Annotated in this window: 21 protein-coding genes; 8 read left to right on the forward strand and 13 right to left on the reverse strand. The window is 70.6% G+C overall.

What is annotated here, in order from left to right:
• Window positions 1-57: 57 nt before the first annotated feature.
• On the reverse strand, window positions 58-1,569 hold the full coding sequence (locus tag DEO23_RS09710; protein WP_205678932.1) for a dicarboxylate/amino acid:cation symporter: 1,512 nt from the start codon (window positions 1,567-1,569) through the stop codon (window positions 58-60).
• A 141-nt stretch (window positions 1,570-1,710) separates the two neighbouring features.
• Here DEO23_RS09710 and DEO23_RS09715 point away from each other — a divergent pair, with 141 nt between their 5' ends.
• The gene (locus DEO23_RS09715) at window positions 1,711-2,523 is read left to right on the forward strand and encodes an IclR family transcriptional regulator (RefSeq protein WP_109275825.1); all 813 of its coding nucleotides are present in this window, start codon (window positions 1,711-1,713) and stop codon (window positions 2,521-2,523) included.
• An 80-nt stretch (window positions 2,524-2,603) separates the two neighbouring features.
• Here the strand turns inward: DEO23_RS09715 and DEO23_RS09720 are convergent, their stop codons facing one another.
• Window positions 2,604-3,449 carry an aldo/keto reductase gene (locus DEO23_RS09720; RefSeq protein WP_109275826.1) on the reverse strand — a complete coding sequence of 282 codons (846 nt, stop codon included), beginning with the start codon at window positions 3,447-3,449 and terminating at the stop codon, window positions 2,604-2,606.
• 255 nt (window positions 3,450-3,704) lie between these two features.
• On the opposite strand from DEO23_RS09720, the gene DEO23_RS09725 reads away from it, so the two are divergent.
• Both DEO23_RS09725 and DEO23_RS09730 read left to right on the forward strand, forming a co-directional pair.
• Window positions 3,705-5,186, forward strand: a complete 1,482-nt coding sequence (locus DEO23_RS09725) for an APC family permease (RefSeq protein WP_109275827.1) — start codon at window positions 3,705-3,707, stop codon at window positions 5,184-5,186.
• A 72-nt stretch (window positions 5,187-5,258) separates the two neighbouring features.
• Window positions 5,259-5,663 (forward strand): universal stress protein, encoded by a 405-nt coding sequence (locus DEO23_RS09730; protein WP_109275828.1) that lies wholly within the window; start codon window positions 5,259-5,261, stop codon window positions 5,661-5,663.
• An 86-nt stretch (window positions 5,664-5,749) separates the two neighbouring features.
• Here DEO23_RS09730 and DEO23_RS09735 read toward each other — a convergent pair whose 3' ends face one another.
• Together DEO23_RS09735 and DEO23_RS09740 are read right to left on the reverse strand one after the other, a co-directional pair.
• On the reverse strand, window positions 5,750-6,484 hold the full coding sequence (locus DEO23_RS09735; protein ID WP_109275829.1) for a FadR/GntR family transcriptional regulator: 735 nt from the start codon (window positions 6,482-6,484) through the stop codon (window positions 5,750-5,752).
• A gap of 7 nt (window positions 6,485-6,491) precedes the next feature.
• On the reverse strand, window positions 6,492-7,217 hold the full coding sequence (locus DEO23_RS09740; RefSeq protein WP_109275830.1) for an SDR family oxidoreductase: 726 nt from the start codon (window positions 7,215-7,217) through the stop codon (window positions 6,492-6,494).
• A 93-nt stretch (window positions 7,218-7,310) separates the two neighbouring features.
• Here DEO23_RS09740 and DEO23_RS09745 point away from each other — a divergent pair, with 93 nt between their 5' ends.
• Entirely contained in the window at window positions 7,311-8,069 is a 759-nt protein-coding gene (locus tag DEO23_RS09745; protein ID WP_109275831.1) for an SDR family NAD(P)-dependent oxidoreductase, read from the forward strand.
• On the opposite strand, the gene nhaA is transcribed toward DEO23_RS09745, so the two are convergent.
• From nhaA to DEO23_RS09760, 3 genes are all read right to left on the reverse strand, one after another.
• A complete protein-coding gene (gene nhaA / locus DEO23_RS09750) occupies window positions 8,057-9,388 on the reverse strand; it encodes a Na+/H+ antiporter NhaA (protein ID WP_109275832.1) in 1,332 nt (443 codons plus the stop codon). The two genes, DEO23_RS09745 and nhaA, sit on opposite strands and share 13 nt — an antisense overlap.
• A 2-nt stretch (window positions 9,389-9,390) precedes the next feature.
• Complete coding sequence (locus DEO23_RS09755; protein ID WP_109275833.1) at window positions 9,391-10,905, reverse strand: sodium:proton antiporter; 1,515 nt, start codon at window positions 10,903-10,905, stop codon at window positions 9,391-9,393.
• Window positions 10,906-11,060: 155 nt separating this feature from the next.
• Entirely contained in the window at window positions 11,061-12,392 is a 1,332-nt protein-coding gene (locus DEO23_RS09760; RefSeq protein ID WP_109275834.1) for a M20/M25/M40 family metallo-hydrolase, read from the reverse strand.
• Window positions 12,393-12,566: 174 nt separating this feature from the next.
• Here DEO23_RS09760 and DEO23_RS09765 point away from each other — a divergent pair, with 174 nt between their 5' ends.
• Both DEO23_RS09765 and DEO23_RS09770 read left to right on the forward strand, forming a co-directional pair.
• On the forward strand, window positions 12,567-14,006 hold the full coding sequence (locus DEO23_RS09765) for an MFS transporter (protein WP_420808022.1): 1,440 nt from the start codon (window positions 12,567-12,569) through the stop codon (window positions 14,004-14,006).
• Between the two features lie 133 nt (window positions 14,007-14,139).
• Complete coding sequence (locus DEO23_RS09770) at window positions 14,140-15,039, forward strand: PhzF family phenazine biosynthesis protein (protein WP_109275835.1); 900 nt, start codon at window positions 14,140-14,142, stop codon at window positions 15,037-15,039.
• An 18-nt stretch (window positions 15,040-15,057) separates the two neighbouring features.
• On the opposite strand, the gene DEO23_RS09775 is transcribed toward DEO23_RS09770, so the two are convergent.
• Together DEO23_RS09775 and DEO23_RS09780 are read right to left on the reverse strand one after the other, a co-directional pair.
• On the reverse strand, window positions 15,058-15,543 hold the full coding sequence (locus tag DEO23_RS09775; protein ID WP_109275836.1) for an SRPBCC family protein: 486 nt from the start codon (window positions 15,541-15,543) through the stop codon (window positions 15,058-15,060).
• Window positions 15,544-15,600: 57 nt separating this feature from the next.
• Entirely contained in the window at window positions 15,601-16,647 is a 1,047-nt protein-coding gene (locus DEO23_RS09780; RefSeq protein WP_109275837.1) for an NYN domain-containing protein, read from the reverse strand.
• 109 nt (window positions 16,648-16,756) lie between these two features.
• Here DEO23_RS09780 and DEO23_RS09785 point away from each other — a divergent pair, with 109 nt between their 5' ends.
• Entirely contained in the window at window positions 16,757-18,931 is a 2,175-nt protein-coding gene (locus DEO23_RS09785) for a prolyl oligopeptidase family serine peptidase (protein ID WP_109275838.1), read from the forward strand.
• A gap of 198 nt (window positions 18,932-19,129) precedes the next feature.
• Entirely contained in the window at window positions 19,130-20,392 is a 1,263-nt protein-coding gene (locus tag DEO23_RS09790; protein ID WP_109275839.1) for an alpha-hydroxy acid oxidase, read from the forward strand.
• A 289-nt stretch (window positions 20,393-20,681) separates the two neighbouring features.
• Here the strand turns inward: DEO23_RS09790 and DEO23_RS09795 are convergent, their stop codons facing one another.
• The 4 genes from DEO23_RS09795 to DEO23_RS09810 form a co-directional block, all read right to left on the reverse strand.
• Window positions 20,682-22,322, reverse strand: coding sequence for a cation:proton antiporter (locus DEO23_RS09795; RefSeq protein WP_109275840.1), 1,641 nt, complete (start codon window positions 22,320-22,322; stop codon window positions 20,682-20,684).
• Between the two features lie 215 nt (window positions 22,323-22,537).
• Window positions 22,538-23,047 (reverse strand): lamin tail domain-containing protein, encoded by a 510-nt coding sequence (locus DEO23_RS09800; RefSeq protein WP_109275841.1) that lies wholly within the window; start codon window positions 23,045-23,047, stop codon window positions 22,538-22,540.
• 182 nt (window positions 23,048-23,229) lie between these two features.
• A complete protein-coding gene (locus tag DEO23_RS09805) occupies window positions 23,230-25,038 on the reverse strand; it encodes an ABC transporter ATP-binding protein (RefSeq protein WP_109275842.1) in 1,809 nt (602 codons plus the stop codon).
• Window positions 25,035-26,900, reverse strand: a complete 1,866-nt coding sequence (locus DEO23_RS09810) for an ABC transporter ATP-binding protein (RefSeq protein ID WP_109275843.1) — start codon at window positions 26,898-26,900, stop codon at window positions 25,035-25,037. Before DEO23_RS09810 ends, DEO23_RS09805 begins: the two co-directional genes overlap by 4 nt.
• Window positions 26,901-26,994 lie beyond the last annotated feature (94 nt).

Below are 26,994 nucleotides of genomic sequence, written 5' to 3' on the forward strand. Positions count from 1 at the left end.
AGCGGGGATGCTAGCGAGCGAAGGCGACGAGGGCTCCCGATTATCCGATCAGGAGGCTCAGGCGCGGGTGCCGACCTTCTCCTCCAGCTGGTCGACGCGCTCCGGGTCCGCGACCGTGTCCTCGGCGGGAGCCGCCGGATCCTGCCCGGACAGTTCCGCCGCGACCCGGTCCTCGGCGACCTTCTCCTCGGCGCCTTCCGCACCCTCATCGGCCTGAATGGCGGAGAACGAGGTACGCACGGACGCGTCGTACGCCGTCTGGTCCAGGATCTTCTCGCGCTTGGCGACGATGACCGCGACCAGCGACTGACCGGTGACGTTCAGGGCGGTGCGGCCCATGTCCAGGATCGGGTCGATCGCCAGCAGCAGGCCGACGCCCTCGAGCGGCAGACCCAGGGTCGACAGGGTCAGGGTGAGCATGACGGTCGCGCCGGTCATGCCGGCGGTCGCGGCAGAGCCCAGCACGGAGACCAGCACGATCAGCAGGTAGTCCGTGATCCCCAGCGGCACCCCGAAGAAGTTGGCGACGAAGATCGCGGCGAGCGCCGGGTAGATCGCGGCGCAGCCGTCCATCTTGGTGGTCGCCCCGAGCGGGATCGAGAACGAGGCGTAGTGGCGCGGCACGCCCATGCGCTCGGTGACGGTCTGGGTCATCGGCATGGTGCCCAGCGAGCTGCGGGAGACGAAGCCCAGCGAGGTCGCCGGCCACACGCCGCGGAAGAACGAGCCGATCGAGAGGCCGGTGGTGCGCAGCAGGATCGGGTAGACCACGAGCAGCACCAGCAGCATGCCGATGTAGACGTCGGCCACGAACACGCCGAGCGAGCCGATCGCGTCCCAGCCGTAGCTGGCCACGGCGTTGCCCAGCAGGCCGACGGTGCCGATCGGGGCGAGGCGGATGACCCACCACAGCAGCTTCTGGACGATCTCGAGGGCGGAACCGGTGATCCGCAGGAACGGCTCGGCCTTCTTCTCGCCCACCGAGAGCACCGCGAGGCCCACGGCGATCGAGATGACGAGGATCTGCAGGGCGTTGAAGCTCAGAGCGACCGAGCCGTCGTCCCCGGCGGAGCCCTCGATGCCCAGGAAGTTCGTGGGGACCAGGCCGGTCAGGAAGTCCAGCCAGGTGCCCTGGGTGTCGCCGGCGTCCGCGGACTTGGCCGAGACGCTCGAGTTGGCGCCGGGGCTGGTCAGTGCGCCCAGGCCGATGCCGATCACCACGGCGATCAGGGAGGTGATCGCGAACCACAGGAGGGTCTTCCCGGCCAGGCGGGCTGCTCCCGTGACCTTCCGCAGGTTGGCGATCGAGGTGACGATTGCGAGGAAGATCAGCGGCGGCACCAGGGCCTTCAGCAGGGTGACGAAGGTGCTGCCGATGGTGTCCAGCGTGGTGGTCAGCCAGTTGGCGCCGTCCTCGCCGCTGCCGGGGCCGATCGCGGTCGCGACCAGGCCCAGGGCGACGCCGAGCACCAGGCCGATCAGCACCTGCCAGCCGAAGGGGATGTGCGCGATCGCGCGCAGGGGACCGCGGCGACGCGAGGAGGAGGGGGAGGAGGTCGCAGTGTTCACGACGGGCGACGCTAGGTGCCCTGTTCGGCGGCGAGCAATAGTTTGACCTGAGGGTCACATAAGGCAAGCTTTTGGCGTGCGGCGCGTCGGACCGGATCGCGCACGGCGTCCCGTCCTGCGCGATGGCATTCTGGGCTGACTATGGCTTCGCAATCCCCCGCCCCGACGTCATCCAGGCCGCCGAAGGCGCCGGCCGCCGACGCCACGCTGCGCGTGCTCACCTATCTGTCCTCGCAGCGCGCACCCGTCGCCGCGGCCCGCGTCGCCCAGGACCTCGACCTGCCGCGGTCCACGACCTACGACCTGCTGGGCACCCTCGTCGCCCACGGCTACGCGCTGCATCTGCCGCAGGAGAGGCTGTACGCCCTCGGACCCGCGGCCTACGAGGTCTCCGTCGGGTACGTGCGCCATGCGCCGCTCGCGCGGGTGGGCCGGGTCGTGCTCGAGCGCACCGTCGATGCGATCGGGGAGTCAGGACACCTGGCCGTGCTGCACGGCCGCGACGTGCTCTACGTGGTCGAGGACCGCGCGAAGGGGCGCGGTCGTCTGGTCACGGAGCAGGGGGTGCGCCTTCCCGCTCATCTGACGGCGACCGGGCGCGCGATGCTCGCCGCGCTGCCCCTGGTGCAGCTGCGCAGCCTGTACTCCACCCGCGAGGACCTCGTGGCGCGCCAGCCCGGAGTCGGGCCGTCGACGCCGGCCGAGCTCGCGGCGGTTCTCGAGCAGGTGCGCAGCGACGGCATCGCCCGCGAGGACGGCGAGGTCACCCCGGGGACCCGCTCTGTCGCCGCACCGGTGCTGGACCACGCCGACTGGCCGATCGCCGCGGTCGGACTGACCTGGCAGTCCTCGCGGCTGGGAGAGGACGGCGTGGCCGCCTGCGCGGAGGCGGTCAAGGACGCCGCGGAGAAGGTCGCCCGCGCCGCCACTGGCCGGCGCGCCACCCGCGAGTAGCGCGCCGGCCGGTCCCGGTTCGCCCCGGAGGGCGGCGACGGACGGCCGCGGACGGCCTCAGCGGCCGGCCGCTGGGCGACTCAGAAGTCGGCGTCGGCCGGGTTCGGGCCGATCCGGCCCGCTTCGCCCTTGTCGAGGGTCGCGAGACGCTCGAGCTCGCCGTCGGTGAGGGTGACGTCGGCAGCGGCGAGGTTCGAGACGATCCGCTCGGGCGTCACGGACTTCGGGATCACGATGTTCCCGATCGCCAGGTGCCAGGCGATGACCACCTGCGCCGCCGTCGCGTCGTGCGCCTCGGCGATCTCGGTGATCACCGGGTCCTTCAGCAGCTCGCCACCCTGGCCGAGAGGCGACCAGGACTCGGTGAGGATGCCGTGCTCCTCGCCGTAGGCGCGCAGCTCGGGCTGGGCGAAGTCGGGGTGCAGCTCAATCTGGTGCACGACGGGCGTGACGCCGGTGGCCTCGATGATCTCCTCGAGCTGCTCCTGCGGGAAGTTCGAGACGCCGATCGAGCGGGCCTTGCCCTGCTTCTGCAGCTCGATCAGGGCCTTCCACGCCTCGACGTACTTGCCCTGCTTGGGGCTCGCCCAGTGGATCAGGTACAGGTCGACGTGGTCGGTGCCCAGGCGCTCGAGCGAGGCGTCGAGGGCTGCGATCGCGTTGTCGTAGTCCTGGTCCTCGTTCCACAGCTTGGTGGTGATGAAGACGTCCTCGCGGGGAAGGCCCGAGTCGCGCAGGGCCCGGCCCACGCCCTCCTCGTTGCCGTAGACCTTCGCGGTGTCGATGTGGCGGTAGCCGGCCTCGAGGGCCTGGCCGACGACGTCTGCCGCGACGTCGTTCTCGACCTGCCAGACGCCGTAGCCCAGCTGCGGGATCGTGTTGCCGTCGGCCAGGGCGACGTTCGGGACGTTCGGGACGGTGCTCATGGATGAGCCTCCTTGGGATCTGCGTGATCACTGGTGGGATCTGACCTCGCCACCATAGAGCGGCGACTCCGTGATGGGGAGGCCGCGGGCCCCTCCGCGCACGCGTCTACGCGACAGGCGAACGGTGGGCGTGCGATGCGGTGAGCGCGAACACCTGCGATACGATCCCTGCACCGCAGGCGCTTTTCGCCTGCGTGAGCTGGTCCCCCGAGGTACGACCGCCAGCTGCCCCTTCCTCCGACCCGGGAGCCCCTCATGACCCAGGAAACCGGCGCCGGCTCCGGCGCACCCGGCGACAGCTCCGGAGCGGTCGCCGCCGACGGCGGACCCTCTCAGGGGACCGAGCTGAAGAAGGCCATCACCCCGGGCCTGCTGCTCCTGTTCATCGTCGGTGACATCCTCGGCACGGGCGTCTACGCCCTCACCGGGCAGGTCGCCGGCCAGGTGGGCGGTGCGGGTTGGCTGCCCGTGATCCTCGCCTTCGTGGTCGCGATGATGACCGCGCTGTCCTACGTCGAGATGGTCACGAAGTACCCGCAGGCGGCCGGTGCGGCGCTGTACGTGCACAAGGCCTTCGGCGTGCACTTCGTGACCTTCATGGTGACCTTCGCGGTGCTGTCCTCGGGCATCACCTCGGCCTCCAACAGCGCGATCTTCCTGGCGGAGAACGTGCTCGCCGTCTTCCACCTCGAGGACACCCTGGGGTCGGCAGGGTCCCACAACGTCGCCGTCGTCATCGCGCTGGTGTTCATCGCCATCGTGGCCTGCGTGAACTCCTACGGCGTCAGCGAGTCGGTGAAGCTCAACGTGGTGCTCACCCTCATCGAGCTCAGCGGTCTGGCGATGGTGCTGATCATCGGCTTCCTCGCCATGGGGCGCGGCGACGCGGACTTCTCGCGCGTGGTGCTGTTCGAATCGCCCGACGACAAGTCCATGTTCATGGCCGTGATCGGTGCGACCGCCCTCGCGTTCTTCTCGATGGTCGGGTTCGAGGACTCGGTCAACATGGCCGAGGAGACCGTCGATCCTGCGAAGAACTTCCCGAAGATGCTGCTGGGCGGTCTGTCGATCACCGGCGTGGTCTACGTGCTGGTCTCGCTCACCGCCGTGGCCGTGGTGCCGATCGGCGAGCTCACCTCGGCCAGCACGCCGCTGCTGAGCGTCGTCTCCCACGGTGCCCCGAACCTGCCGATGGACACAATCTTCCCGATCATCTCGATCTTCGCGGTCGCGAACACCGTTCTGATCAACATGATGATGGCCTCCCGCCTGCTGTACGGCATGTCAAAGCAGGGCGTGCTGCCACCCTTCCTGGGCGTGGTCCTGAAGGGCCGTCGCACCCCGGTGGGCGGCGTCCTGTTCTCCACCCTGCTCGCGGTGGCGCTGGTGATCGTCGTCAGCTACGCGCTGCCGGACACGATCATCGAGAACCTGGGCGGCACCACCGCCCTACTGCTGCTGATCGTGTTCTGCCTGGTCAACGTCTCTGTGCTCGTGCTGCGCAAGGACCCGGGCCAGGAGGGGCACTTCCGCACCCCCGCCGTGCTCGCCGTGCTCGGCGCGATCACCGCGCTGGTGCTCGTCACCCCCGTCGCCCAGCCCATCGAGAACTACCTGATCGCAGGCGGTCTGCTCGGCGTCGGGCTGGTGCTGTACGTGATCACCTTCCTGTACAACGCCGCGATCAAGGGGCGGCGCACCCGCTTCCACGACCAGGACGAGATCGGCAAGGAATGATCCCCCGGGCGCGCGCCGCCCGACCCGCCGGACCTGCCAGCCCTTTCGGACCCGCAGAACCAGGAGTGGACGATGAAGATCCTGCTCGGCTACGTGCCCAGTCCCACCAGTGAGGCCGCACTGGAGTACGCGCTCCGGGAGGTGCGCACGAAGGACGCCCAGCTGATCGTGCTCGCCTCCGAGCGCGGCGCCGACCCCCGCAAGACCGGCGGGGAAGGCGCCACCGCCGAGCTGCGCGAGCGGCTCGAGGCCTCGGGCGCCTCCTACGAGCTGCGCACCGTGCCCAGCCGTGACGACGCGGCCGACGACATCCTGAAGACCATCGAGCAGGATGCGGTGGACCTGGTGATCCTCGGGATCCGTCATCGCACCCCGATCGGGAAGATGCTGCTGGGATCCACCGCGCAGCGCGTGATCATGGAGGCCCCGTGCCCCGTGGTGTGCGTGAAGCCGGAGAAGGCCGGCCGGGGCAGCTGAGGCGAGGCCGCAGCTGAGGCGAGCCGGGAGCTGACGCGACCCCGTGACTGAGCCGGCCGGGGTCGCCGAGGCGACCCGGTGGCTCGTCAGCCGCCCGTCCTGTCCACGATCTCCCGCATCGCGATCGACGCCCGCTGCGGTGCGCCCTCACTGATCGCCCGCGCCACCTCGAGATGCAGGTCGAGGTCGTGGGGCTCGGGAGGCTCGTCGGCGCGCTCGACGAGCGCCCGTTCCCGCAGACTCTCCTCGATGACCGCCCGCAGTCTCGCGAACATCGCGTTGGCCGAGAGGGCGAGCACGGCGGCATGCAGGTCCTGGTCCGCGCGCAGGAACGACTGCGCGGCGTCGGCAGGGGCACCTCTCGTCCCCTCCCGCATCCGGCCGGCCGCCTCGGTGAGTGCGGTGAGCCGGCCGTGATCAGCCGCGTTCTCGCGTACCGTGCGTGCCGCCGCGGCGGCCGCCTCCGGCTCGATGGCCTGGCGCAGCGCCCGCAGCTCGGCGATCTGCGTCGGCCGCTCGGGGGAGTCCAGACGCCACTGGATGACCAGCGGATCCAGCACGTCCCAGTGCTCGCGGTCGAGCACGCGCAGGCCCACCCGGCGGCCCGCGCTCAGCATGCCCAGCGTGCCCAGCACCCGGGTCGCCTCCCGGACCACGCTGCGGGAGGCCCCGGTGCGCTCGACGAGTCCCTCGATCGTGTCCGCATGGCCCGCGGGGAGCTCTCCGCGCACGATCGCGGTGCCCAGTGCCGCCAGAGCCTGATCGAAGCGGGACCCGCCGCCCGTTCCCGAGCCCGTGTCTATGCCCGTTCCCGTGCCCATGCGCGGCTCAGGTCTGCGAGACCGGGGAGACGACCAGCTCGTCGATCCGCACGTGCGCGGGTGAGTCGAGCACGAAGCGGACGGTGCGGGCGACGTCCTCCGCGCTCAGCATGACGGCGCGCGCGGCCGCGTCCGGCACCTCGGGTCGCTGCTCCAGGAAGTCGGTCGCGACATCGCCCGGGCAGAGGTGGCAGGCGCGCACTCCGTGGGCCGCTTCCTGCTGGTTCAGGGAGCGGACCAGGGAGGCCACGGCCGTCTTGCTCGCCGAGTAGGCGACGCCCGCCCCGGGTTGGAAGGACCAGCCGGCGTAGGAGGAGATGACGACCACGACGCCTCCGCTCGCGCGCAGGTGGGGGAGCGCGGCGTCGATCGCGCTCGCCGTCGCCGTGAGGTTGGTGGCCACGATCTGCTCGAACTCGCCCAGGTCCTGGTTCTCCCAGCGGCGTCGCGGGGCGTTCAGCCCCGCCGCGAGGACCAGGCCGTCCAGGCTCCCGAAGCGATCCGTGATGTCGTCGACGGTGCGCGCCACGGAGTCCCGGTCCTGGACGTCCAGGGGGAGGGCCAGTGCGTCGCCGCCACCGGCCTCGATGGCCGCGACGGTCTCCTCGAGGGCGTCGGCCCGTCGGCCGCTGACGGCGACCCGCCATCCCGTCAGCGCTGCGCTGATCGCGGCGGCTCGTCCCATGCCGCTGCCGCCGCCGGTGACCCAGAGGGTGCCTCGCTCGGTCGTCATCGGGTGCTCCGTCCCCTGGTCGCGGTCGACGCGGTTACGCGCCACGCCAATAGTATGCTTTTTGAGGTCGTGTCACGAGGAGAGGAACGAGCGATGGAGCTGGACCTGAAGGATCGCGTCGTGGTGGTCACCGGTGCCGCCGGCGGCATCGGCGCCGTGCTCGCCGAGCGGTTCGCCGGCGAGGGAGCGCGCGTGGTCGCCCTGGACCTGGCCTTCCGCGCCCCGAGCGGCGAGGGGGCGATCGAGCAGGTCACCTGCAACGTCGCCGATCCCGACTCGGTCGCCGCCGCCGTCGCGACGATCGTGGAGCGCCACGGCACCATCGACGTGCTGGTCAACAACGCGGGCATCAACGTCGAGGGCCCCGTCTCCGACCTGGACTGGGAGCGCTGGCGCAGCTGCTTCGACGTCAACGTGGGCGGGGTGTTCCTGATGAGCAGGGAGGTCGCACCCGTGATGAAGGCTGCGGGACGCGGACGCATCATCAACGCCGCCTCGTTCGCGGCGATCGTGCCGAGCGTCGGCAGCGCCGCCTACGCGGCCTCCAAGGCGGCCGTCGTCCAGCTCACGAAGGTGCTCGCCTCCGAGCTGGGTCCCTGGGACATCACCGTCAACGCCTATGCCCCCGGCATGGTCCCCACAGCGATGAACGGCTTCGCGGAGATGGCGCAGGAGGATCAGGACCGTCTGCTGGACACGCTCTCGCTGCGCCGGTGGGAGAGCCCGGACGACGTCGCGGACCTGCTGATCTACCTCGCCAGCGACGCCTCGTCCTATATCACCGGGACGCTCGTGGACGTCTCCGGTGGCAAACTCGCCACCCAGATCCCCGCTCGCGCCTACGGGCGCTGATCGGGGTCCTCGGCGCTGAAGACGTCGGGCACTCCGTCGGCGTCCGCATCGGCACTCTCGCGACGTGCGATCTCGCGGTAGCGGCGATTGCGTGGCAGCAGGATCACGGCGCCCAGGACCGCCGCGACCAGCGAGGCGGTCAGCACGCCGACCTTCGCGTGGTCGTGCATCGGGTCGGAGGGGGCGAAGCTGAGCTCGGAGACCAGCAGCGAGACGGTGAAGCCGATCCCCGCGAGCGCCGCCATGCCCACCAGGTCCATCCAGCGGATGTCGGGGTCGAGGTTCGCGTGGCGCAGCCGCGTGACCAGGTACGTGGAGCCGACGATCCCGAGGATCTTCCCGCACACGAGGCCGACGATCACGCCGAGCGCCACGGTCGACTCCCAGGCCTCGAGCAGTCCGCTCGCACCGCCCACGGCGACCCCTGCGCTGAAGAACGCGAACACCGGCACGGCGATGCCGCTGCTGAGCGGCCGGAAGCGGTGCTCGAAGGTCTGGGCCAGGGAGTAGTCCGGGCCGTACTTCGAGCGTGAGCGCACCGGCACGGTGAAGGCGAGCACGACTCCGGCGATGGTCGCGTGCACTCCCGAGTTCAGGAACAGCGCCCAGGTGATCACGCCCAGCGGCAGCAGCAGGAACCAGGCGGCCCCGTAGGAGATCTTGAAAAGGCTCTCGGCCCGATGCGCGAGCAGCGCGTACAGCGCGATCGGGATCAGGGAGAGCGCGAGATACCCCAGGCGCAGGTCGGAGGTGTAGAAGATCGCGATGATGAGGATCGCGATCAGGTCGTCGACGATCGCCAGGGTGAGCAGGAAGGTGCGCACGGCCGAGGGCAGGTGCGAGCCCAGCAGGGCGAGCACCGCGAGGGCGAAGGCGATGTCGGTCGCGGCCGGGATCGCCCATCCGCCCAGCGCCCCGGGCGGGCCGAAGGTGTTGATGAGCGTGAAGATGACGGCCGGCACGGCGACACCGCCGGCGGCGGCGACCACCGGGACCAGGGCCTTGCCGGGGGAGCGCAGGTCCCCGGTCACGAACTCCATCTTCAGCTCGAGCCCGGCGAGGAAGAAGAAGATCGCGAGCAGACCGTCGGCCGCCCAGTGGCCGATCGAGAGGTCCAGGTGGAAGTCGCCGATGTCGAAGCCCAGGTGGGCGTCGCGAACGCCGAAGTAGGCGTCGGCCAGCGGGGAGTTGGCGAGCACGAGGGCGAGCACGGTCGCTGCCAGCAGCACGAACCCGCCGGTGGTCTCCTGGGTCAGGATCTTCTCGATGCGCAGGTGCTCGCGATAGGTGCCACGGGCGAGCACTCGCTCCCTGTGCATGCTCAGCGCTCCTCGGGGCGGGGCGGGGAGTCGAAGGCCCCGCCCGGCCGACGGCTGCTGCCGCCGCTCGGCATGGCCGGCCTGGTCCCGCGCACGTCCGGGTCCAGCCCGTCCAGCCGCGCGAGCGCCCGGCCCGGCACGCCGTCGGTGCGCACGACCAGCACCGTGATCCGGATCAGCATCAGCAGGCTCAGCAGGGCGCCGATCGCCTTCAGCCACCACGGCTGCGCGATGAACAGCAGCATCATCGCGATCAGCGTGGGGGCGAGGTACATGACGGCGCGCTGGACGTACCCGCCGAAGCTGGGCATCTTCACGCCGGCGCTCTCGGCGACCGACTTCACCATGAAGTTCGGTCCGTTGCCGATGTAGGTCATCGCCCCGCACAGCACCGCGCCCAGGGAGATCGCCACCAGGTACAGCTCGGGCACGTCGGCCACGCGGGGCTCGCCGGGCAGCTGGGAGGCCATCTCGAAGAACGTCGCGTAGGTCGGGGCGTTGTCGAGCACCGAGCTCAGCCCGCCGGTGAACACGAACAGCGTGATCTCGTTGAGGTGCAGGGACGGCGCGGCCGCGCGCAGCACGGCGAGCGCCGGGATCATCGTCAGGAAGATGCCGATGAACAGGGCGGCGACCTCCTGGATCGGCCCCATCTCGAACTCGTTGTCCTGGTAGCGCACGCGGCGGTCGCCGAAGCGCAGCGAGCACAGGGCGGCGCCGATCATGACGATCTCGCGCCAGGGCACGTAGCCCGACCACGCGGCGTGGCCGGAGACGATCTCCTCGGCGTCGATCGAGGGGATCAGGGCGACGGCCGCGATGATCACCGCGAACCAGACGAAGTTCGAGGCGCCCGCGAGCTTCAGCGGGGTGATGTTCTCGCGGTCGGCGAGGACGTCCTCGGGCGTCTCGTGGGCGATGATGCGGCGGTCCAGCGCCCAGTACGTCAGCAGCAGCATCACGTTGACGAACAGCCACATCGGGAACAGGTGGAAGGTCCAGGTGAAGGGCACCCCGCGCAGCATCCCCAGGAACAGCGGCGGGTCCCCGAGCGGCGTCAGCAGGCCGCCGCAGTTGGCGACGATGAAGATCGCGAAGACGACCGTGTGGGCCTTGTGCTTGCGTTCGGCGTTGGTGTTCAGCAGCGGGCGGATCAGCAGCATCGCGGCACCGGTGGTGCCGATGAAGCTCGCCAGCACGCCGCCGATCGCCAGGAAGATCGCGTTGGTGCGGGGCGTCGCGGCGATGTCGCCGCGCAGGAAGAAGCCGCCGGAGACGATGAACAGCGAGAGCAACAGGGCGATGAACTGCCCGTACTCGACGAGGGCGTCGACCACGAGATGCCATTCGCCCACGGCGAGCACGCCGATCGCGACGGGGACGCCGAGGACGAGGGCGTAGAGCAGCTGGTTGCGAGGGCGGTCCCAGAGCTTCGAGAGCGAGGGGACCAGCGGGGCGATCGCGATCGCCGCGAGCATCAGCACGAACGGTGCGATGGTCCATGCGGGGAACGTCATCGGGCCTCCTGGGGCAGGGAGTGGTGCAGTATCAGGGCCGTGAGCGCCCCGATGCCGACCAGACTTCCCGGCTCACCTGGCGCCCATCATGCCACGCGGAGTTCCACGCTCGGTCGGCGTCCGCGGAGCGGATGCAGCCGAGCCGGGACGGCGGCTCAGCGGGCGCCGGTGGGGTCGGAGCCGGGTGCGGCGCCGGCGCCCGACGCGGCGTCGACGGCGCCGACGAGCCGGCGCACGAACTGCTCGCACCGCTCCAGCTGGGCGATCTCGACGAACTCGTCGGGCCCGTGGGCCTGGGCGATGTCGCCGGGGCCGACGACGACGGCCGCCATCCCGGCGTGCTCGTAGATCCCGGCCTCGGTGCCGTAGGTGACCTTGTCCTCCGTGCGCTCGGCGCCGAGGGCCACGGCCGCGCGGGCGGCAGGACCGTCGGCGGAGCCGTCGAGCCCGTAGAGCAGGGAGACCACGTCGAGCTCGGCGCCGACGCGGCCCGCTGCGGAGGGATCGGCCGGCTCGGAGGGCGCGTCGGCCTTCATCCGGGCGTCGATGCGGTCGATCTCGTCCTGGACGCGGGCGACGATCGGCGCGACGTCGACCTGCGGCAGGGCGCGGAACTCCAGCTTCAGGTGCACGTCCTGCGGGACGGTGTTGGTGGCGATGCCGCCGTCGAAGCGGTTCACGCCGCCGGTGGTCCAGGCGACGGGGAACGCCGGGTCGTGGGGGCCGTTCTCGCGCAGGTCGTCGACGATCTCGCGGTGGAACCAGTCCACGAAGGGAGCCGCGTAGCGGATCGCGTTCAGGCCGTGGGGCAGCAGGCTGGAGTGCGCGGCGACGCCGTGGAAGTCCGCGTGCAGCACGTTCATCGACTTGTGGGCGGGCACCGCGCGCATCGAGGTGGGCTCGCCGACGAAGGCGACCGCCGGGCGGATGCCGAGCTCCTCGAGCTGGCCGACCAGGGCGCGGGCGCCGTTGCAGGTGGTCTCCTCCTCCCAGGTGGCGGCGATGTGGACGGGAACGGTGCGGCGCGCGGCAGCGATCTCGGGCGCGAGCGCCGCGGCGATCGCGAGGAAGGACTTCATGTCGGCGCTGCCCCGCCCGTACAGGCGGCCGTCGCGCTCGGTGGGGGTGAAGGGGTCCGATGCCCACTCCTGCCCGGTGACCGGGACGCAGTCCGCGTGGCCGGCCAGCAGGACGCCGCGTCGCTCGGGGTCCGCGGGGTCGACGAACAGCTCGGCATCGGGGGAGGTGCCGTCGGCGGAGGTGGCATCGTCCTCCGCATTCGCCGGGAAGGTGGCGACCAGGTTCGCGTTGCGTCCGTCGCCCCGGGGGAGTACGTGGACCTCGGCCCCGGCGGCGCTCAGCGCCTGCTCCATCAGCTCGATCGCCGGCAGGTTCCCCGTGTCCGAGGTGGTGTCGAGGGCGATCATCGCCTCGACGAACTCTCGGGGTGTCGTGGGCAGAGGGGCAGGGGAGGGGGTCGCGGTCATGGATCCACTGTAGGGGCGTTCCCGGCGGGCAGTTCCGGGCTGTCCAGGCACGACGACGCGGTCGGACAGAAGGAAAATGCTGTGGTTTCTGGCGATTGTCTGGTAAGACACATACCGTAGGGCCTCGGCCGAGTGCGGGGGCGAGTCCCGTGCCTCAACGACGATCGGAGCACAGTGAGCACGTCATCCGCCGCATCCTTCAAGCATCCCGACGAACCACCCACCACGACCACCGGGGGCACGCCGTTCGCGGACCTGCCCCCGCGCCGCACCATCCGGCAGGCGGTCGGCGCCTCGGCGATGGGCAACGCGACCGAGTGGTACGACTACGGCGTCTACGCGGTCGTCACCACGTACATCGCCTCGCACTTCTTCCCGGAGGGGTCGGCCGCGCAGTTCTGGACGCTCGCGTTCCTCGCGATCTCCTTCATCGCCCGACCCTTCGGCGGATTCGTCTGGGGCCCCCTCGGCGATCGCCTCGGCAGGAAGCACGTCCTCGCGCTCACGATCATCATCATGTCGCTCGCGACGACGTTGATCGGAGTCCTCCCCACCTACGAGCAGGTGGGCTTCCTCGCTCCGCTCCTGCTCGCCGTGCTGCGCATCGTGCAGGGCTTCTCGACCGGTGGTGAGTACGGCGGCGCCGCGACCTTCATGGCCGAGTACGCGCCGGACAAGCGCCGCGGCCGCTACGGCAGCTTCCTCGAGTTCGGCACCCTGGGCGGGTTCGCCCTGGGCACCGTCGTGGTGCTGGCGCTGCAGCTGATCCTGTCGGAGTCGCAGATGGACTCCTGGGGCTGGCGCCTGCCGTTCTTCCTCGCGCTCCCGATGGGCCTGATCGGCCTGTACCTGCGGTCGAAGCTGGACGACACCCCGGTGTTCCAGGACCTCGAGCAGGAGGGTGAGAGCCAGGACTCCGCGATGCGCGGCTTGGTCAACCTGATCCGCGACTACTGGAAGCCGATCCTCACGATGGCGGGCCTCGTGATCCCGCTGAACATCGCGAACTACACGCTGCTGACCTACATGCCGGGCTACCTGGAGACCAAGATCCAGATGAGCCCGAACGAGTCGCTGGCGACCATCCTGATCGGCGAGGTCATCATGATGACCCTGCTGCCGTTCTGCGGCGGACTTTCCGACGTCATCGGTCGCCGCAAGATGTGGTGGATCTCGATGATCGGCCTGTTCGTGATGGCTCTGCCGATGTACTACCTGATGGGCCAGGGGTTCGTCTGGGCGATCGTCGGCTTCGCGGTGCTGGGCCTGCTGTACATCCCGCAGCTGTCCACGATCTCCGCGACGTTCCCCGCCATGTTCCCGGCGCACGTGCGGTTCGCGGGCTTCGCCGTCACCTACAACGTGTTCACCTCGTTCTTCGGCGGCACGGCTGCACCGATCAACGAGGCCGTGGTCAGCGCGACCGGTTTCCTCGAGTTCCCCGCCGTCTACGTGATGTTCGGCTGCCTCTTCGGCATCGCCGCACTGTTCTTCCTCAAGGAGACCGCCGGCGCCTCGCTCGTGGGCACCGACATCCCGGAGTCGCAGCCCGAGGACTACGGCGCCGAGGCGATCGCGGCCGAGACCAAGGCCCTCGACGACTGCGGTCGCTGAGGTCTCCCGCCGCTCGCTCCGATCCGAACGCCCGTCCTGCCGTGCTACGCGGCAGGGCGGGCGTCCGTCGTTCGGGGGGGCGTGATTGTCGGTCGCCCGAGGGATCGGGCCGAGGGTGTGCCAGGATCGGGCCATGACCTCCTCCGACGCCGCCGTGCCGACCGCTCGCCGCTTCCTGCAGGTCGACGTGTTCGGCAGCGGGCCTTTCCGGGGCAATCCGCTCGCCGTGGTCGTCGACGCGGACGGGCTCACCGACGAGCAGATGCAGCGCATCGCCTCCTGGACGAACCTCTCCGAGACGACGTTCCTGCTGTCACCGACCAGGCCTGAGGCCGACTACCGGGTCCGGATCTTCACGCCGTCGTCCGAGCTCGACTTCGCCGGGCATCCCACGCTCGGCAGCGCCTTCGCCTGGCTCCGCTCACAGGCTGACGGGGCGAGTGCGCGCACCCTCGTGCAGGAGTGCCCAGCGGGGCTCGTCGAGGTCCGCGCCGGGGGCGATGGGCTCGCCTTCGCCGCCCCGCCCCTGGTGCGGAGCGGCCCCCTCGAGGCCGACCACGTGGACGCGGCGGCGCGCGCCCTGGGCATCGAGCCCGATCAGGTCCTCGACCACGCCTGGGTCGACAACGGCGCGGGCTGGTGCGTCCTGGAGCTCGCCTCGGCCCAGGACGTCCTCGCCCTCGAGCCTGACCTCGCCGCCATCCCCGGACGTAAGATCGGAGCGCTCGGCGTCGTCGGCTCGACCGACGACGGCTCCCAGCCGGCCTACGAGGTCCGCGGCTTCGTCGCGCCCGACCCCACGGCGGGGACGGCCGGCTACGAGGACCCCGTGACCGGCAGCCTCAACGCGGGCATCGCGCAGTGGATGATCGAGCGCGGCCGTTTGAGCCCGCCGTGGACGGCCCGTCAGGGCACGCGAGTCGGGCGCGACGGACTCGTTCTGATCGACAGTGCCGTCGACGCCGAGGGGCAGGAGGCCCTCTGGATCGGCGGGACCGTACGGATCGGTATCACGGGCGAGGTCCTCGTCTGAGCCCATCCGGGCTACTCGCTAGCTCACCGACGGGGGAGCTGTGTTCTTCCCGGTGAACCCGTAGGTCTCGCCCTCCTCGACGAACAGACGCAGCCGTTCATTCAGATCGCGCCAGCCGGCGTCGTACCCCGCGACGACCTGGTCCGGGATCTCGGCCATCTGCGCGTGCACGACGGTGACCCGCGTGCTCTCGTCCTCGTCGGCGAACTCGTAGGTGACCGTGCCCCAGCTGGCGCCGCCCATCCCCATGTTCCCCGTCCAGGCGTAGACGCGCTCGTGGTCGACCTCGGTGAGGATGCCCCAGGCCGCCCGGTGGGAGCCGCTGTGCTCGATGATCGGGGCGCCGATCTCCATTGGCATCTCGATCTCCGTGCCGTCGGCGTCCAGCAGCGAGTACGGCGCGCCCCACCACTGCGAGGCGTGCTCGCGGAACGCCCGCCACACCGCCTCGCGCGAGGCGGTGATCCGGACGGACTGGGTGACGTGCATGGTCGTGACGGACATCGGCGTCTCCTCGGCGCTGAGGTGAGGTGGGGTGAAGGGCAGAGCGCCCCGCGGGTGTCAGCCGGCGCGTCGGCGCCTGCCCGCGGAGTGCTTGCCCGTGGACTTGGCGGGCTCGGGCTGCTCGACCGGGCGCACCTGGCGCTCGTGGCCCGTCTCGGAGAGCTCGGCGATGTCGTCGTTGGCCTTCAGGAAGTCCGAGAAGCTGCGGAAGCCGAGCAGCTTCTCGCTGAACGACGGGTCCATGCGCCGCATGTACGTCTTCACCAGAGAGCTGTGGAGCCACTCGGTGTCGTCGCGCTCGCCGAGCTGCAGGGCACGCGCCAGCAGGCGGCTGGCGGCGGCCTGGGCCTGCTCGGGTGTCACCTCGTCGGCATCGGTGTCGTTGTCGACCTCGGTATCGGTGGTCGCGATGGCCTGCGACTCCTCGGTCGATGCCGAGGCGGACGCCCCGTCCTCGGCCTTCTTCCCGGCGTCACCACCCTGGCCCTTGCCGTTCTTCCCGCCTCGCGAGGAGCGGGACTTGGTGGGCTTCTCCGGGACCTCGATACCCGGGAGGGTCTCGTAGGAGTCGAACTGGTCGCACGCCGCGGCCAGGGATTTCGCGGTCGACCCGGCGACGCCCACGGCCACCACGTACTTGCCCAGGCGCTTGCAGCGCTGAGCGAGGGGGACGTAGTCGGAATCGCCCGCGACGATCACCACGTGGGTGAGGTCGGGGATGCGGAAGGAATCCTCGACCGTGTCGACGGCCAGGCGGATGTCGGCCCCGTTCTTCGCGTAGGCGGCGGCGGGGAACAGCTGGACGAGGTCCACGGCGCGCGCGACCAGCTGCGAGCGGTACTCGGCGTTGATCGGGGCGGACCAGTCGGCGTAGGCGCGGGTGAGCATGATCGAGCCGAAGGACGCCGCGTGGTCGATCAGGGCGCCGACGTCGACCGTGGCCTGCTGGAGCCGCTCGGCGATCTCCGACTCGGTGGGGTCGGCGGCGATCCGCTGGCGGTCGCGGCTGAAGGCGTTGCGTCCGTGAACACGGTCGTACCAGGACATGACGATGTTGTCGAAGTCCAGGTAGACGGCGACGCGGGGATCGTTGGGGTCTGCCATGGGGCCAGTCTGCCCTGTGGCGGACCCCGCGCCCAGCGGTCGGTCCCGCAGAGCGGCCGAGGGAGAGCAACGACTCGGCCGTGCAGAGGGCGAGGCATACCCTGGATCCATGACGACGACGCTCCCCTACGGCACCTGGCCCTCACCGATCACGGCCCAGCAGCTCGCGACCGGGGGAGCGCGCCTGGGAGGACCGGTGTTCGTCGGCGATCAGCTGTGGTGGACCGAGGGCATCGCCGCCGAGGGCGGACGCCAGGCCATCGTGCGCAGCGCCGGCCCGGTCGCCGCACCGGAGGACGGCACGAACGACCCCGCCGAGGAGGCCGATCCCCGCAGCGTGACCGTGCTCCCCGCACCCTTCAACGCCCGCTCGCGCGTGCACGAGTACGGCGGCGGATCGTGGGTCGCCATGCCAGGAGGGGCCGCCGGCGGGACTGGGGACCGGTCGGGAGAGGGGTCGGCATCCCAGGGCGACCCCCTCGTGCTGTTCGTGAACTTCGAGGACCAGCGCGTCTACGCCTTCGTCGAGGGCAGCGAGCCGCGTCCGCTCACGGCCGTCGGCCCCGAGGTCGACTCGGCCCACGGGCCGTCGCTGCGCTGGGCCTGCCCGACCCCGGTGACGCTCGCCGACGGCACCCGCGAGGTCTGGTGGATCTGCGAGGACCACACCCGCACGGCCGACGGGACCGACGCGGCCGACGGAGCCGGCGGAGCCTCGGGAGGGACCGACGGCGCCCCGCACATCGAGCGCTACGTCGCCGCCGTCCCACTCGACGGCAGCGCCGCCGAGGACGTCGCCGCGATCCGGCAGGTGACCCCGTCCTCCCGCTTCGTCGCCTATCCGCGGCTGAACCCCGAGGGCACCGCCCTCGCGTGGATCAGCTGGGAGCATCCGCAGATGCCGTGGGACGGCACCGAGCTGCACGTCGCCCCGCTGGTCGGTGGCAGCACCGGTCACGGGGAGGTCGTCGCCGGTGGCCCGGACGTCTCCGTCCTGCAGCCCGAATGGCTCGATGCGGAGCGACTGCTGTACGTCTCCGACGAGTCGGGATGGTGGAACCCCCGCGTGTGGTCGGCCCACGAGGGGGCGCGCGCCGTGCTCGCACCGGACTCCCCGTACGCCGAGCAGGAGTTCGCCGGCTCCATGTGGGGGCTCGGCACCACCTGGTACGCCGTGCTCGATGCCGACCACGCCCTGGTGGCCCATGGCCACGCGGGCGAGACGCTCGGCCTGCTCACGGTCTCGACCGGGCAGATCGCGGACCTGGACCTGCCACTGACCTCGATCTCGGGCATGCAGGTGCGCGAGGGCGGCGTGCTCGCCCTGCTCGGCGCCTCGCCCGCCCGCTTCCCCGCCGTCTACATCGCGCGACTCGAGGGAGGGTACGACGCTCCCCGCATGGCGGAGCTGGAGCTGGTCCGCTCCTCCCGCGACGATGCGCCGGATCCCGACGTCCTGCCCACGGCCGAGGAGATCGAGGTGCCGCTGGAGGACGGCGGCGCCGTCCACGCGATCTGGTTCGCCCCCCGGCGCAGCGGGATCCAGGGCCCGGCCGACGAGCTCCCACCCGTCATTGCCCGCGTCCACGGAGGCCCCACCTCTGTCGTGCCGCCCGTGCTCAGCCTCCCGGTCGCCTACTACACCTCCCGCGGCATCGGCGTCGTGGAGGTGAACTACGGCGGCTCCACCGGCTACGGCCGCGCCTACCGCGACCGCCTCAAGGGCCAGTGGGGCGTGGTCGACGTCGCCGACACCGTCGCCGTCATGGACCACCTGGTGCGCACGGGCCTGGCCGACGGGCAGAGGCTGGGCATCGAGGGCGGCAGCGCCGGCGGCTGGACCACGCTGGCGTGCCTGACGCGCACGGACAGGTTCTCCGCCGGCGTCTCGAGCTTCGGGGTCGCCGAGCTGGAGGCCTTCATCCACGACACCCACGACTTCGAGTCCCGCTACATCGACGGCCTCGTCGGCCCCTATCCCGAGCGTCGTGACCTCTACGCCGAGCGCGCCCCGCTCAACCACGTCGACGAGCTCGAATGCCCCGTTCTCCTGCTGCAGGGGGACGAGGACCGCATCGTCCCGCCCAGCCAGTCCGAGATGTTCCGCGACGCCCTCGCCGCCAAGGGCATCCCGCACGCCTACCTGCTCTTCTCTGGAGAGCAGCACGGGTTCCGCCAGGCCGAGAGCATCATCCGGGCCACGGAGTCCGCGCTCTCCTTCTACGGGCAGGTCTTCGGCTTCACCCCGCCCTGCGTGCCCGTGCTGGAGCTGGTCACCCGCTGACCCGCACAGCCGCGATGGCGTCTGCACCTGTACCGTCGAGAGAGCATGCCGACTGGTGAGGATCGTCGTCGACGCCGACGTCCCGATCACGCCGGCTCCACCAGTACCTGTCACCACGAGCACCGCCACCACGACCACGCCGACCCGCGGCAACGCCCCGCGAGCACCGGCCTCCACCCCCGATCCTGAGGAGGACCCATGGTCACCCGACAGCTGCCCAAGCCCGAAGAGATCTTCGAGCTGATGAAGTTCCGCAAGCCCTCCCTGGACTTCCGGGGCACGCGGCTCGAGAAGGCGCAGTCGATCTACGACCTGCGGAAGATCGCCAAGAGGCGGACCCCCGCCGCGGCCTTCGACTACACCGACGGCGGCGCCGAGCGCGAGATCTCGATGCGTCGGGCCCGCAAGGCCTTCGAGGACGTCGAGTTCCACCCCGGCATCCTCACCGACGTCTCCCGCGTCGATCCGAGCGTGAACATCCTGGGTGGCCCGTCCGCCCAGCCCTTCGGCATCGCCCCCACCGGCTTCACCCGTCTCATGCAGACCGAGGGTGAGATCGCCGGAGCCGGTGCCGCGGGCGCGGCGGGCATCCCGTTCTCGCTCTCGACGCTGGGCACCACGTCGATCGAGGACGTCCACGCCGAGAACCCCGACGGGCGCAACTGGTACCAGCTCTACGTGATGAAGGATCGCTCGATCTCCTACGGGCTCGTCGAGCGTGCGGCCAAGGCCGGCTTCGACACCCTCTTCTTCACCGTCGACACCCCCGTCGCCGGGGCCCGCCTGCGGGACAAGAAGAACGGCTTCTCCATCCCGCCGCAGCTCACCCCGGGCGTCGTCATCAACGCGATCCCGCGCCCCTGGTGGTGGATCGACTTCCTGACCACCCCGAAGCTCGAGTTCGCCTCCCTGACCTCCACCGGCGGCACGGTCGGCGAGCTCCTGGACTCCGCGATGGATCCCTCGATCAACTACGAGGACCTCAAGGAGATCCGGGAGATGTGGCCCGGCAAGATCGCGATCAAGGGTGTGCAGAACGTCGAGGACGCGAAGAAGCTGGCTGACCTGGGCGTCGACGCGATCGTCCTGTCCAACCACGGCGGGCGTCAGCTCGACCGCGCCTCCGTGCCCTTCCACCTGCTGCCCGAGGTCAAGCGCGAGCTCGGGAACTCGACCGAGATCATGGTCGACACCGGCATCATGCACGGCTCCGACATCGTCGCCGCGATGGCGCTCGGCGCCGACTTCACCCTGGTGGGTCGCGCCTACCTCTACGGCCTGATGGCGGGCGGCCGCCGCGGCGTGGACCGCACGATCGAGATCCTCTCCGAGGAGGTCGAGCGGACCATGCGTCTGCTGCAGGTGCACACCATCGAGGAGCTCGAGCCGCGCCACGTCACCCAGCTGCGCGAGCTCCAGCCGATCCCGCAGCCAGGCGCCCGCCGCCGCGCGGAGGTCTGAGAAGCGGGCGAGGTCTGAGGGCCGGGCGCCGGGGTGCGCCCTCGGCGCCCGGCGCTCGGCGCTCGGCCACCGTTTCGGGGACGGGCTACGCCGATTCGCGGCCCGGCCACCGTTTCGGGGACGGGCTATGCCGATTCGGGGCTCGGCCCCTGCTCTTCGATGGCTCCTGGTGAGGTCTCACGGTGTATAGACGGTTGAGACCTCACCAGGAGCCATCGACGGACCGGAACTCACCGGATCGGAACTCGGCGCTCCACGGTGTGTCCGGCCGCGGTTCAATGCCCGCCGCTCAGTGCTTACGGGCCCGGTTACGCGGCGGGGCGGCGAGCATCTGCAGGTCGAGCTGGCGCAGCACCCGGTCGGCGGCCTCGGGATCGATGCCGGGCTCGCTGCGGGCCTGCAGCACCTCCGTGCGCGCCGCATCCAGTCCCACCGTCTGTGCGGTGACCATGAGCTCGCGCCCACGCTTCATCTTGCGCCGCCTGGCCTGCAGCTGCTTCTGCGCCTCGGGATCGACGGTGCCGTCGGGCCCCACCACGCTCATCGCCTGAGTGGTCGAGTCGAGCTCCTGGCGCAGGCCCTTGAAGCGCTTCTTGACCGCCCGCATCTGCTCCTCGGTGAGCTCGCCGGTGTCCTCGAAGCGCTCGCGGATCGCACCCAGGGCGGCGCGCTGCGCGCGATGGGTGAGCTCGGCGATCTCCTGCTCGGCGACCGAACCGTCGTCCTGGAGCTTCAGCAGCCGCAGCAGCCAGCCCAGCCCCAGACCCGTGGGCACCAGGGTCACCAGCAGCACCGCGCAGGCGACGATGACCATCATGTTGCGGGCGTCGGCCTCGGCACCGGAGACGCCGGAGGTGGGGATCGCCAGCGCCAGCGCCAGCGTCGCGAGCCCGCGCATCCCGCACCAGGTCAGGACGACGGAGTCCTTCCAGGTCAGGTTCTCCCCGGCGTCGATGCGGGCGATCGGGGCGATCGCGAACATGCCGATCAGCCGCATCACGATCACCACCACGCAGGCGACGGCCGCGACGGGCAGGTAGCGCAGCACGTCGGCGCCCTCGTTCGCGACGACGTCCCGCAGCTGCATGCCCATCAGCCCGAAGGCGAGGCCGGTGACCAGAAGGTTCGCCACGTCCCAGAACGTCGCCCGCGAGATGCGGGCCTCGGAGTCCTCGGCGCGGGCCCGACGTCTCGTCTCGAGCGCCGTCACCACCACGGCGATCACGCCCGAGGCGTGCAGCTCCTCGGCGAGCATGTAGGCGGCGAAGGGGACGACGACGCTCATGGCGGTGCGGGCCGCGGTGGTGGTCACCCGGTGCGAGGCGAAGCGGTAGAGGAAGCCCAGGGCCAGACCGATCCCCACGGCGATCACGGCGCCCACCACGAAGTCCAGCGCGAGACCCAGCCCCAGGGAGCTGTCCCCGGTGAGGGTGTTCAGCGCCGCCGTGAACAGCACGATCGCGACCGCGTCGTTGAACAGGCCTTCCGTCTGCAGCATCGACAGCAGTCGGCGCGGCATCCGGGCGGGCCCGGCGACGGCCTCGACGGCGATCGGGTCAGGGGGTGCGACCATCGCGCCGACCATCAGCGCCAAGGGGAACGACACCGCCGTCACCAGCATCGACACCGCGCCTGCGACCAGCAGCGCCGTGGTCGCCGTGAGGCCGACCGCGAGGAACAGCAGGGTGCGCCAGCGGTAGCGGAACACGGACCAGTCGGTCTTCTGCGCCGTGGCGAACAGCAGCGGCGGCAGGAACAGCGGAAGGATCAGCTCCTGGTCGATCTCCAGGTGCTGGAGGCCGGGGATGGAGGCGATGCCGGAGCTCGCCAGCAGCATCAGGATGGGGTACGGCAGGCGGAGTCGCTCACCCAGTGCGACGCAGACGACGGTGACGGCGAGCAGGCCGATGACCAGCGCGAGGTTGATCATGGGCGACTCCAGGAGTCGTGGGCGGACGGGCGTGCGCGGGTGGGCGGGATGCGCACGGAGCTGACGTCGCGCCCGGGGCGGGAGGGCGGTGGGATGCCGTCTCCCGCCGAGATCCTCAGCCTATCGTGACCACCTGGCAGGCCGTGGGGGCCTGCGGGCGGCAGCCGGCGCCCGGATCTCGACGGGCGCCTGCGGATCTCGGCGGGACGGGCGGCTCAGCAGTAGGCCGTGGTCGCCGTGGTGCGCACGTACTTCTTGGTGGCCTTCTTCGTCGTCTTCTTGTAGGTGCAGGACTCGAGCTTGGTGCCCTTGGCGTTGTAGGTGCGCGCGGTGTCCTTGGGGTTGTTCCAGATGTAGCTCTTGGTGCCCCAGTACAGCGTCGAGCTCGTGTTCTTGCCCTTGCCCGAGCGGATGGTGATCGTCTTGCCCGGCTTGACCTTGGTGCCCTTGGGGAAGCGGAAGTGCTGCGGGCCGCTGTCGCGGACCGTGTAGCCGGTCAGCGTGAGCGTCTTCTTCCCCGTGTTCTTCAGGACGATGAACTCCTTGTTCAGGTGCCCGTTCTTCCAGGTGTCGCGGCCCGACGGGTCGTACTGGATCTTCACGATGTCCAGGGGCTTCTTGGTCGCCGCATCGGCCGACGGAGCGATCGCGAAGGGTGCGACGAGCAGCGCGAGCAGGGTGAGGAGCGCCAGGAATCGGGCGCGCGGGAGGACGGTGACGTGCATGGGTGACCTCTGGAGGATGAAGCGGCCCGGTGGGCGACGGCGCCCACCCCGGTGCCGGATTCCGACGGGGATGACCGAAATGCAGCACCGGGGTGCCGATGCCGTCCCACCCTCCGGCGCAGATCACAGACGGGTGCGGAGCGGGTGGCGACGCGCCCGCCGGCGAACCCCGCGCGGGCCCCTCACATCGACTCCTGCCAGGCCTGGTAGAGCGCCGCGAAGCGCCCGCCCTCGGCGACCAGATCGGTGGGGGAGCCGTCCTCGACGACCTCGCCGCCGTGCACCACGAGCACCCGGTCGGCGATCATCACGGTGGACAGGCGGTGGGCGATGATCAGCGCCGTGCGCTCACCCAGCAGCTTCGTCAGCCCCTCCTGCACCATGCGCTCGCTGGGGATGTCCAGGGAACTGGTCGCCTCGTCGAGGATCAGCACCCGGGGGTCGGCCAGGAACGCCCGTGCGAAGGAGATCAGCTGCCTCTGACCGGCGGAGACGCGCCCGCCGCGTTTGTTCACGTCGGTGTCGTAGCCGTCGGGGAGGTTCTCGATGAACTCGTCCGCACCGATGGCCCGGGCGGCCTGCTCGATCTCCTCGCGCGGTGCTCCGGGGCGTCCCAGCTCGATGTTGTCGGCGACCGTCCCGGAGAACAGGTACGCCTCCTGGGTGACCATGACGATGTTGCGGGTGAGGTCCTGCATCGAGATGTCCCGCAGGTCCACGCCGTCCAGCAGCACGTCGCCCTCGCTCGCGTCGTAGAAGCGGCTGATGAGCTTCGCGATCGTGGACTTGCCGGCGCCGGTCTGGCCCACCAGCGCGACGGTCTGGCCGGGCGGGATGTGCAGGTCCAGGGGCTTCAGGACGGTGGGGCCGTCGGCCGTGTACCGGAAGGAGACGTCCTCGAAGTCGATGCGCCCGGAGGAGGACGGCATCGGGGTGGGCTGCTCTGACTCCTTGACGCTCGGGGACTCCGCGAGCAGCGTGGCGATCTTCTCGAGGGCGGAGAGCCCGCTCTGCAGCGTGTTGTAGAAGCTCGCGAGCTGGTCGATCGGTTGGAAGAAGCGGCGTGAGTACAGGGCGAGCGCGACCAGCGCGCCGACCTCCAGGTGCCCGCCGAGCACCCGGAACCCGCCGACCAGCAGCACCACGGCGATGGTGGTGTTGGCGAGGATGCGCAGCGAGGGCTGGTAGATGCCGAAGGTCATCGTGGAGGCGAGGGAGGCGTCGCGGTAGTCCTGCGCGAGGGAGTCGAACTCCTTCTCGTTGCGGGCCTCCTTGCGGAACGCCTGCACGGCGCGGATGCCGCCCATGGCCTCGACGAAGTGGACGATCAGCCGGGCGGAGTGGGTGCGGATCTGCCGGTACTGCTCGCGCGAGCGCTTCTGGAACCAGCTGGTGAGCATGACACCGGGGATCAGCATGACCAGCATGACGACGCCCGTCACCCAGTCCATGCTGACCAGCAGCACCACGGTGAACACCATCGAGAGGGTCGAGCCCACGAGGATGTCGACACCGGAGTCGACGAGCTCGCGCAGGGCCTCCATGTCGGAGGTCTGGCGCGAGACCATGCGGCCCGAGGTGTAGCGCTCGTGGAACTCGAGGTCCTGCTTCTGGGTGAAGCGGAAGACTTTCCGGCGCAGGCTCAGCAGCATCTGCTCGCCCACGGCGGTGCCCTGGCGTACGTACCCGAAGGTCAGCACGCCGCCCACGATCGCGCAGCCCAGATGCAGGGCCGCCGCCCCCAGGGCCGGGGCGGGATTGCCCTGGACCATGGGCTGCAGGGCGTTGTCGATGCCCCAGGCGATGATCGCGGGCCCGGCGACCACGGCGAGCTGGGCGATGACGACCATGACGCTCATGGCGGCGAACTGGCCGCGCACCGGGTGCAGCAGCTCGCGCAGCAGTGCCAGGGATCGGGAGCGGGCCTGCCGGTTCTCCTCGTGGGAGAGGACGCGCTGCTCCTCGTCCTCCTCGCGGGCGGGGGCGCTCATCGGTCTCCCTCCTTCCCCGGGTCGGACGCAGGTCGGCCGACGGTCGCCTCGCTGACCTCGCGCAGGTCGAGCTCCCCGGTCAGGGTCTCGATGTCCTGGTCGTGGCGGGCTTCCTCCTCCTGGTTCGCGATCACGTAGCGGTAGCGCGGGGAGGTCCGCATGAGGTCGGCGTGGGTGCCGACGGCGACGATGCGCCCGTGGTCGATGAGGGCGGCGCGGTCGGCCAGGGCCACGGTCGAGGTGCGGTGGGCGACGATCAGCGTGGTGGTGCCCTCGAGGACCTCGCGCAGCCGGTCGGTCACGCGCTCCTCGGTCTTGGTGTCCAGGGCCGAGAGCGGGTCGTCCAGCAGCAGCACCGCCGGCTTCGCGGCGATCGCGCGGGCCAGCGCGAGGCGTTGGCGCTGGCCGCCGGAGAGGCTCAGCCCCTCCTCGCCGATGCGGGTGTCCACGCCCTCGGGGAGGTCGTGGACGAAGTCGGCGTCGGCCGTGGTCAGCGCGAGGTGCAGCAGGTCCTCGCGCTCCTGCTCGGTGAGCGACTGGTCGGCGCCGAGCAGGACGTTGCCGCGCACGGAGTCGGAGAACAGGGTGGCGTCCTCGAAGGCGACGGCGGTGAGGGTGCGCAGGTGCAGGAGGTCCATGTCGCGCACGTCGACCCCGTCGATCGTGATCCGGCCGGCGGTGACGTCGTACAGGCGGGGGACGAGCTGCAGGAGCGTGGACTTGCCGCTGCCGGTCACGCCCACCAGCGCCATGGTCTCCCCGGGGCGGATGTGCAGGTCGGCGCCGTCGATCACGTCGGGGACGCGGTCCGGGGCGTCGGCGTAGCGGAAGTGGACGTCGCTCAGGCGGACGTCGCCGCGTGCGGTCTCGAACGCCGGGGTCGCCGCGTCCTCGGGCGAGGTGATGTCCTCGCTCTGGTCCATGACGTCGAAGTGGCGGTCCAGCGCGGTGTTGGTGTTGATCGCCTGGCCCAGGTGGTTGCCGAGCATGCGGACCGGGCCGATCACCATGGTCGCGGTGGCGAAGTACGAGGCCATCTGGCCCACCGTCATGTTGCCCTGCGCCGTCTCGTACAGGCCCACCAGCAGGGCGACGCCGAGGGCGAGCTCGGGCAGCATGAACATGAACATGTTGAAGGTGGCCATCGCGGTCGCCATCTTCACCTCGGTGCGGCGCAGCTCGTCGGCCTGGGCGGTGAAGCCCTCGAGAGCGGTGGGGCCGCGGCCGAAGGCCTTGAGCACACGGATTCCCTGCACGGACTGCTCGATGGTGGTGGCCAGGTCGCCGTTCTGATCCTGCGAGAGGCGCGAGAGGTAGGCGAAGCGCTGGTTGAAGCGGAAGGCGAGGATGCACACGGGCACCGCCGCGCACACGAAGATCAGCGCCAGCAGCGAGCTCGAGCGGAACAGCAGGACCATGCCGACGACGATCGTGACGACGTCGGTGACGATCATGATCATGCCGAAGGCGATCCACCGGCGGATCAGACTGATGTCGCTCATCATGCGCGAGAGCAGCTGGCCGGAGCCCCAGGCGTCGTGGAAGGCGACCGGGAGGTGGATGACCTTGCGGTAGAAGCCCACGCGCAGCTGCTTCTCCACGGTCGTGGACGGGGAGACCGCGAACATGCGGCGCAGCCAGATCAGGGAGGCCTCGAGGAGGCCGATGCCCATCACCATCGCGCACCCGGTCCACACGACGGCAGCCGTCGGATCGGCCTGGAGACGGTTGATGATCCATTCGAGGGCCTGCGGGATCAGCAGGGCGCTGGTGGAGGCGATGAGAGCGCTGAGGAGTCCGAGGAAGAGGCGGATGCGGATGGGACGGACCGTCTGCCAGAGACGACCCATGGACGCGATCATGAAGGGGCGGCACCTCGCTGGGTGGAAGGGCGATGCGAAGACCCGAGCCAGCAGGGATCGGGGAGGACGAGGCGGCCCGGATGCTCCGACGGAT

The sequence above is a fragment of the Brachybacterium endophyticum genome (assembly GCF_003130585.1).
In the GTDB taxonomy this organism is placed as follows: Bacteria; Actinomycetota; Actinomycetes; order Actinomycetales; family Dermabacteraceae; genus Brachybacterium; species Brachybacterium endophyticum.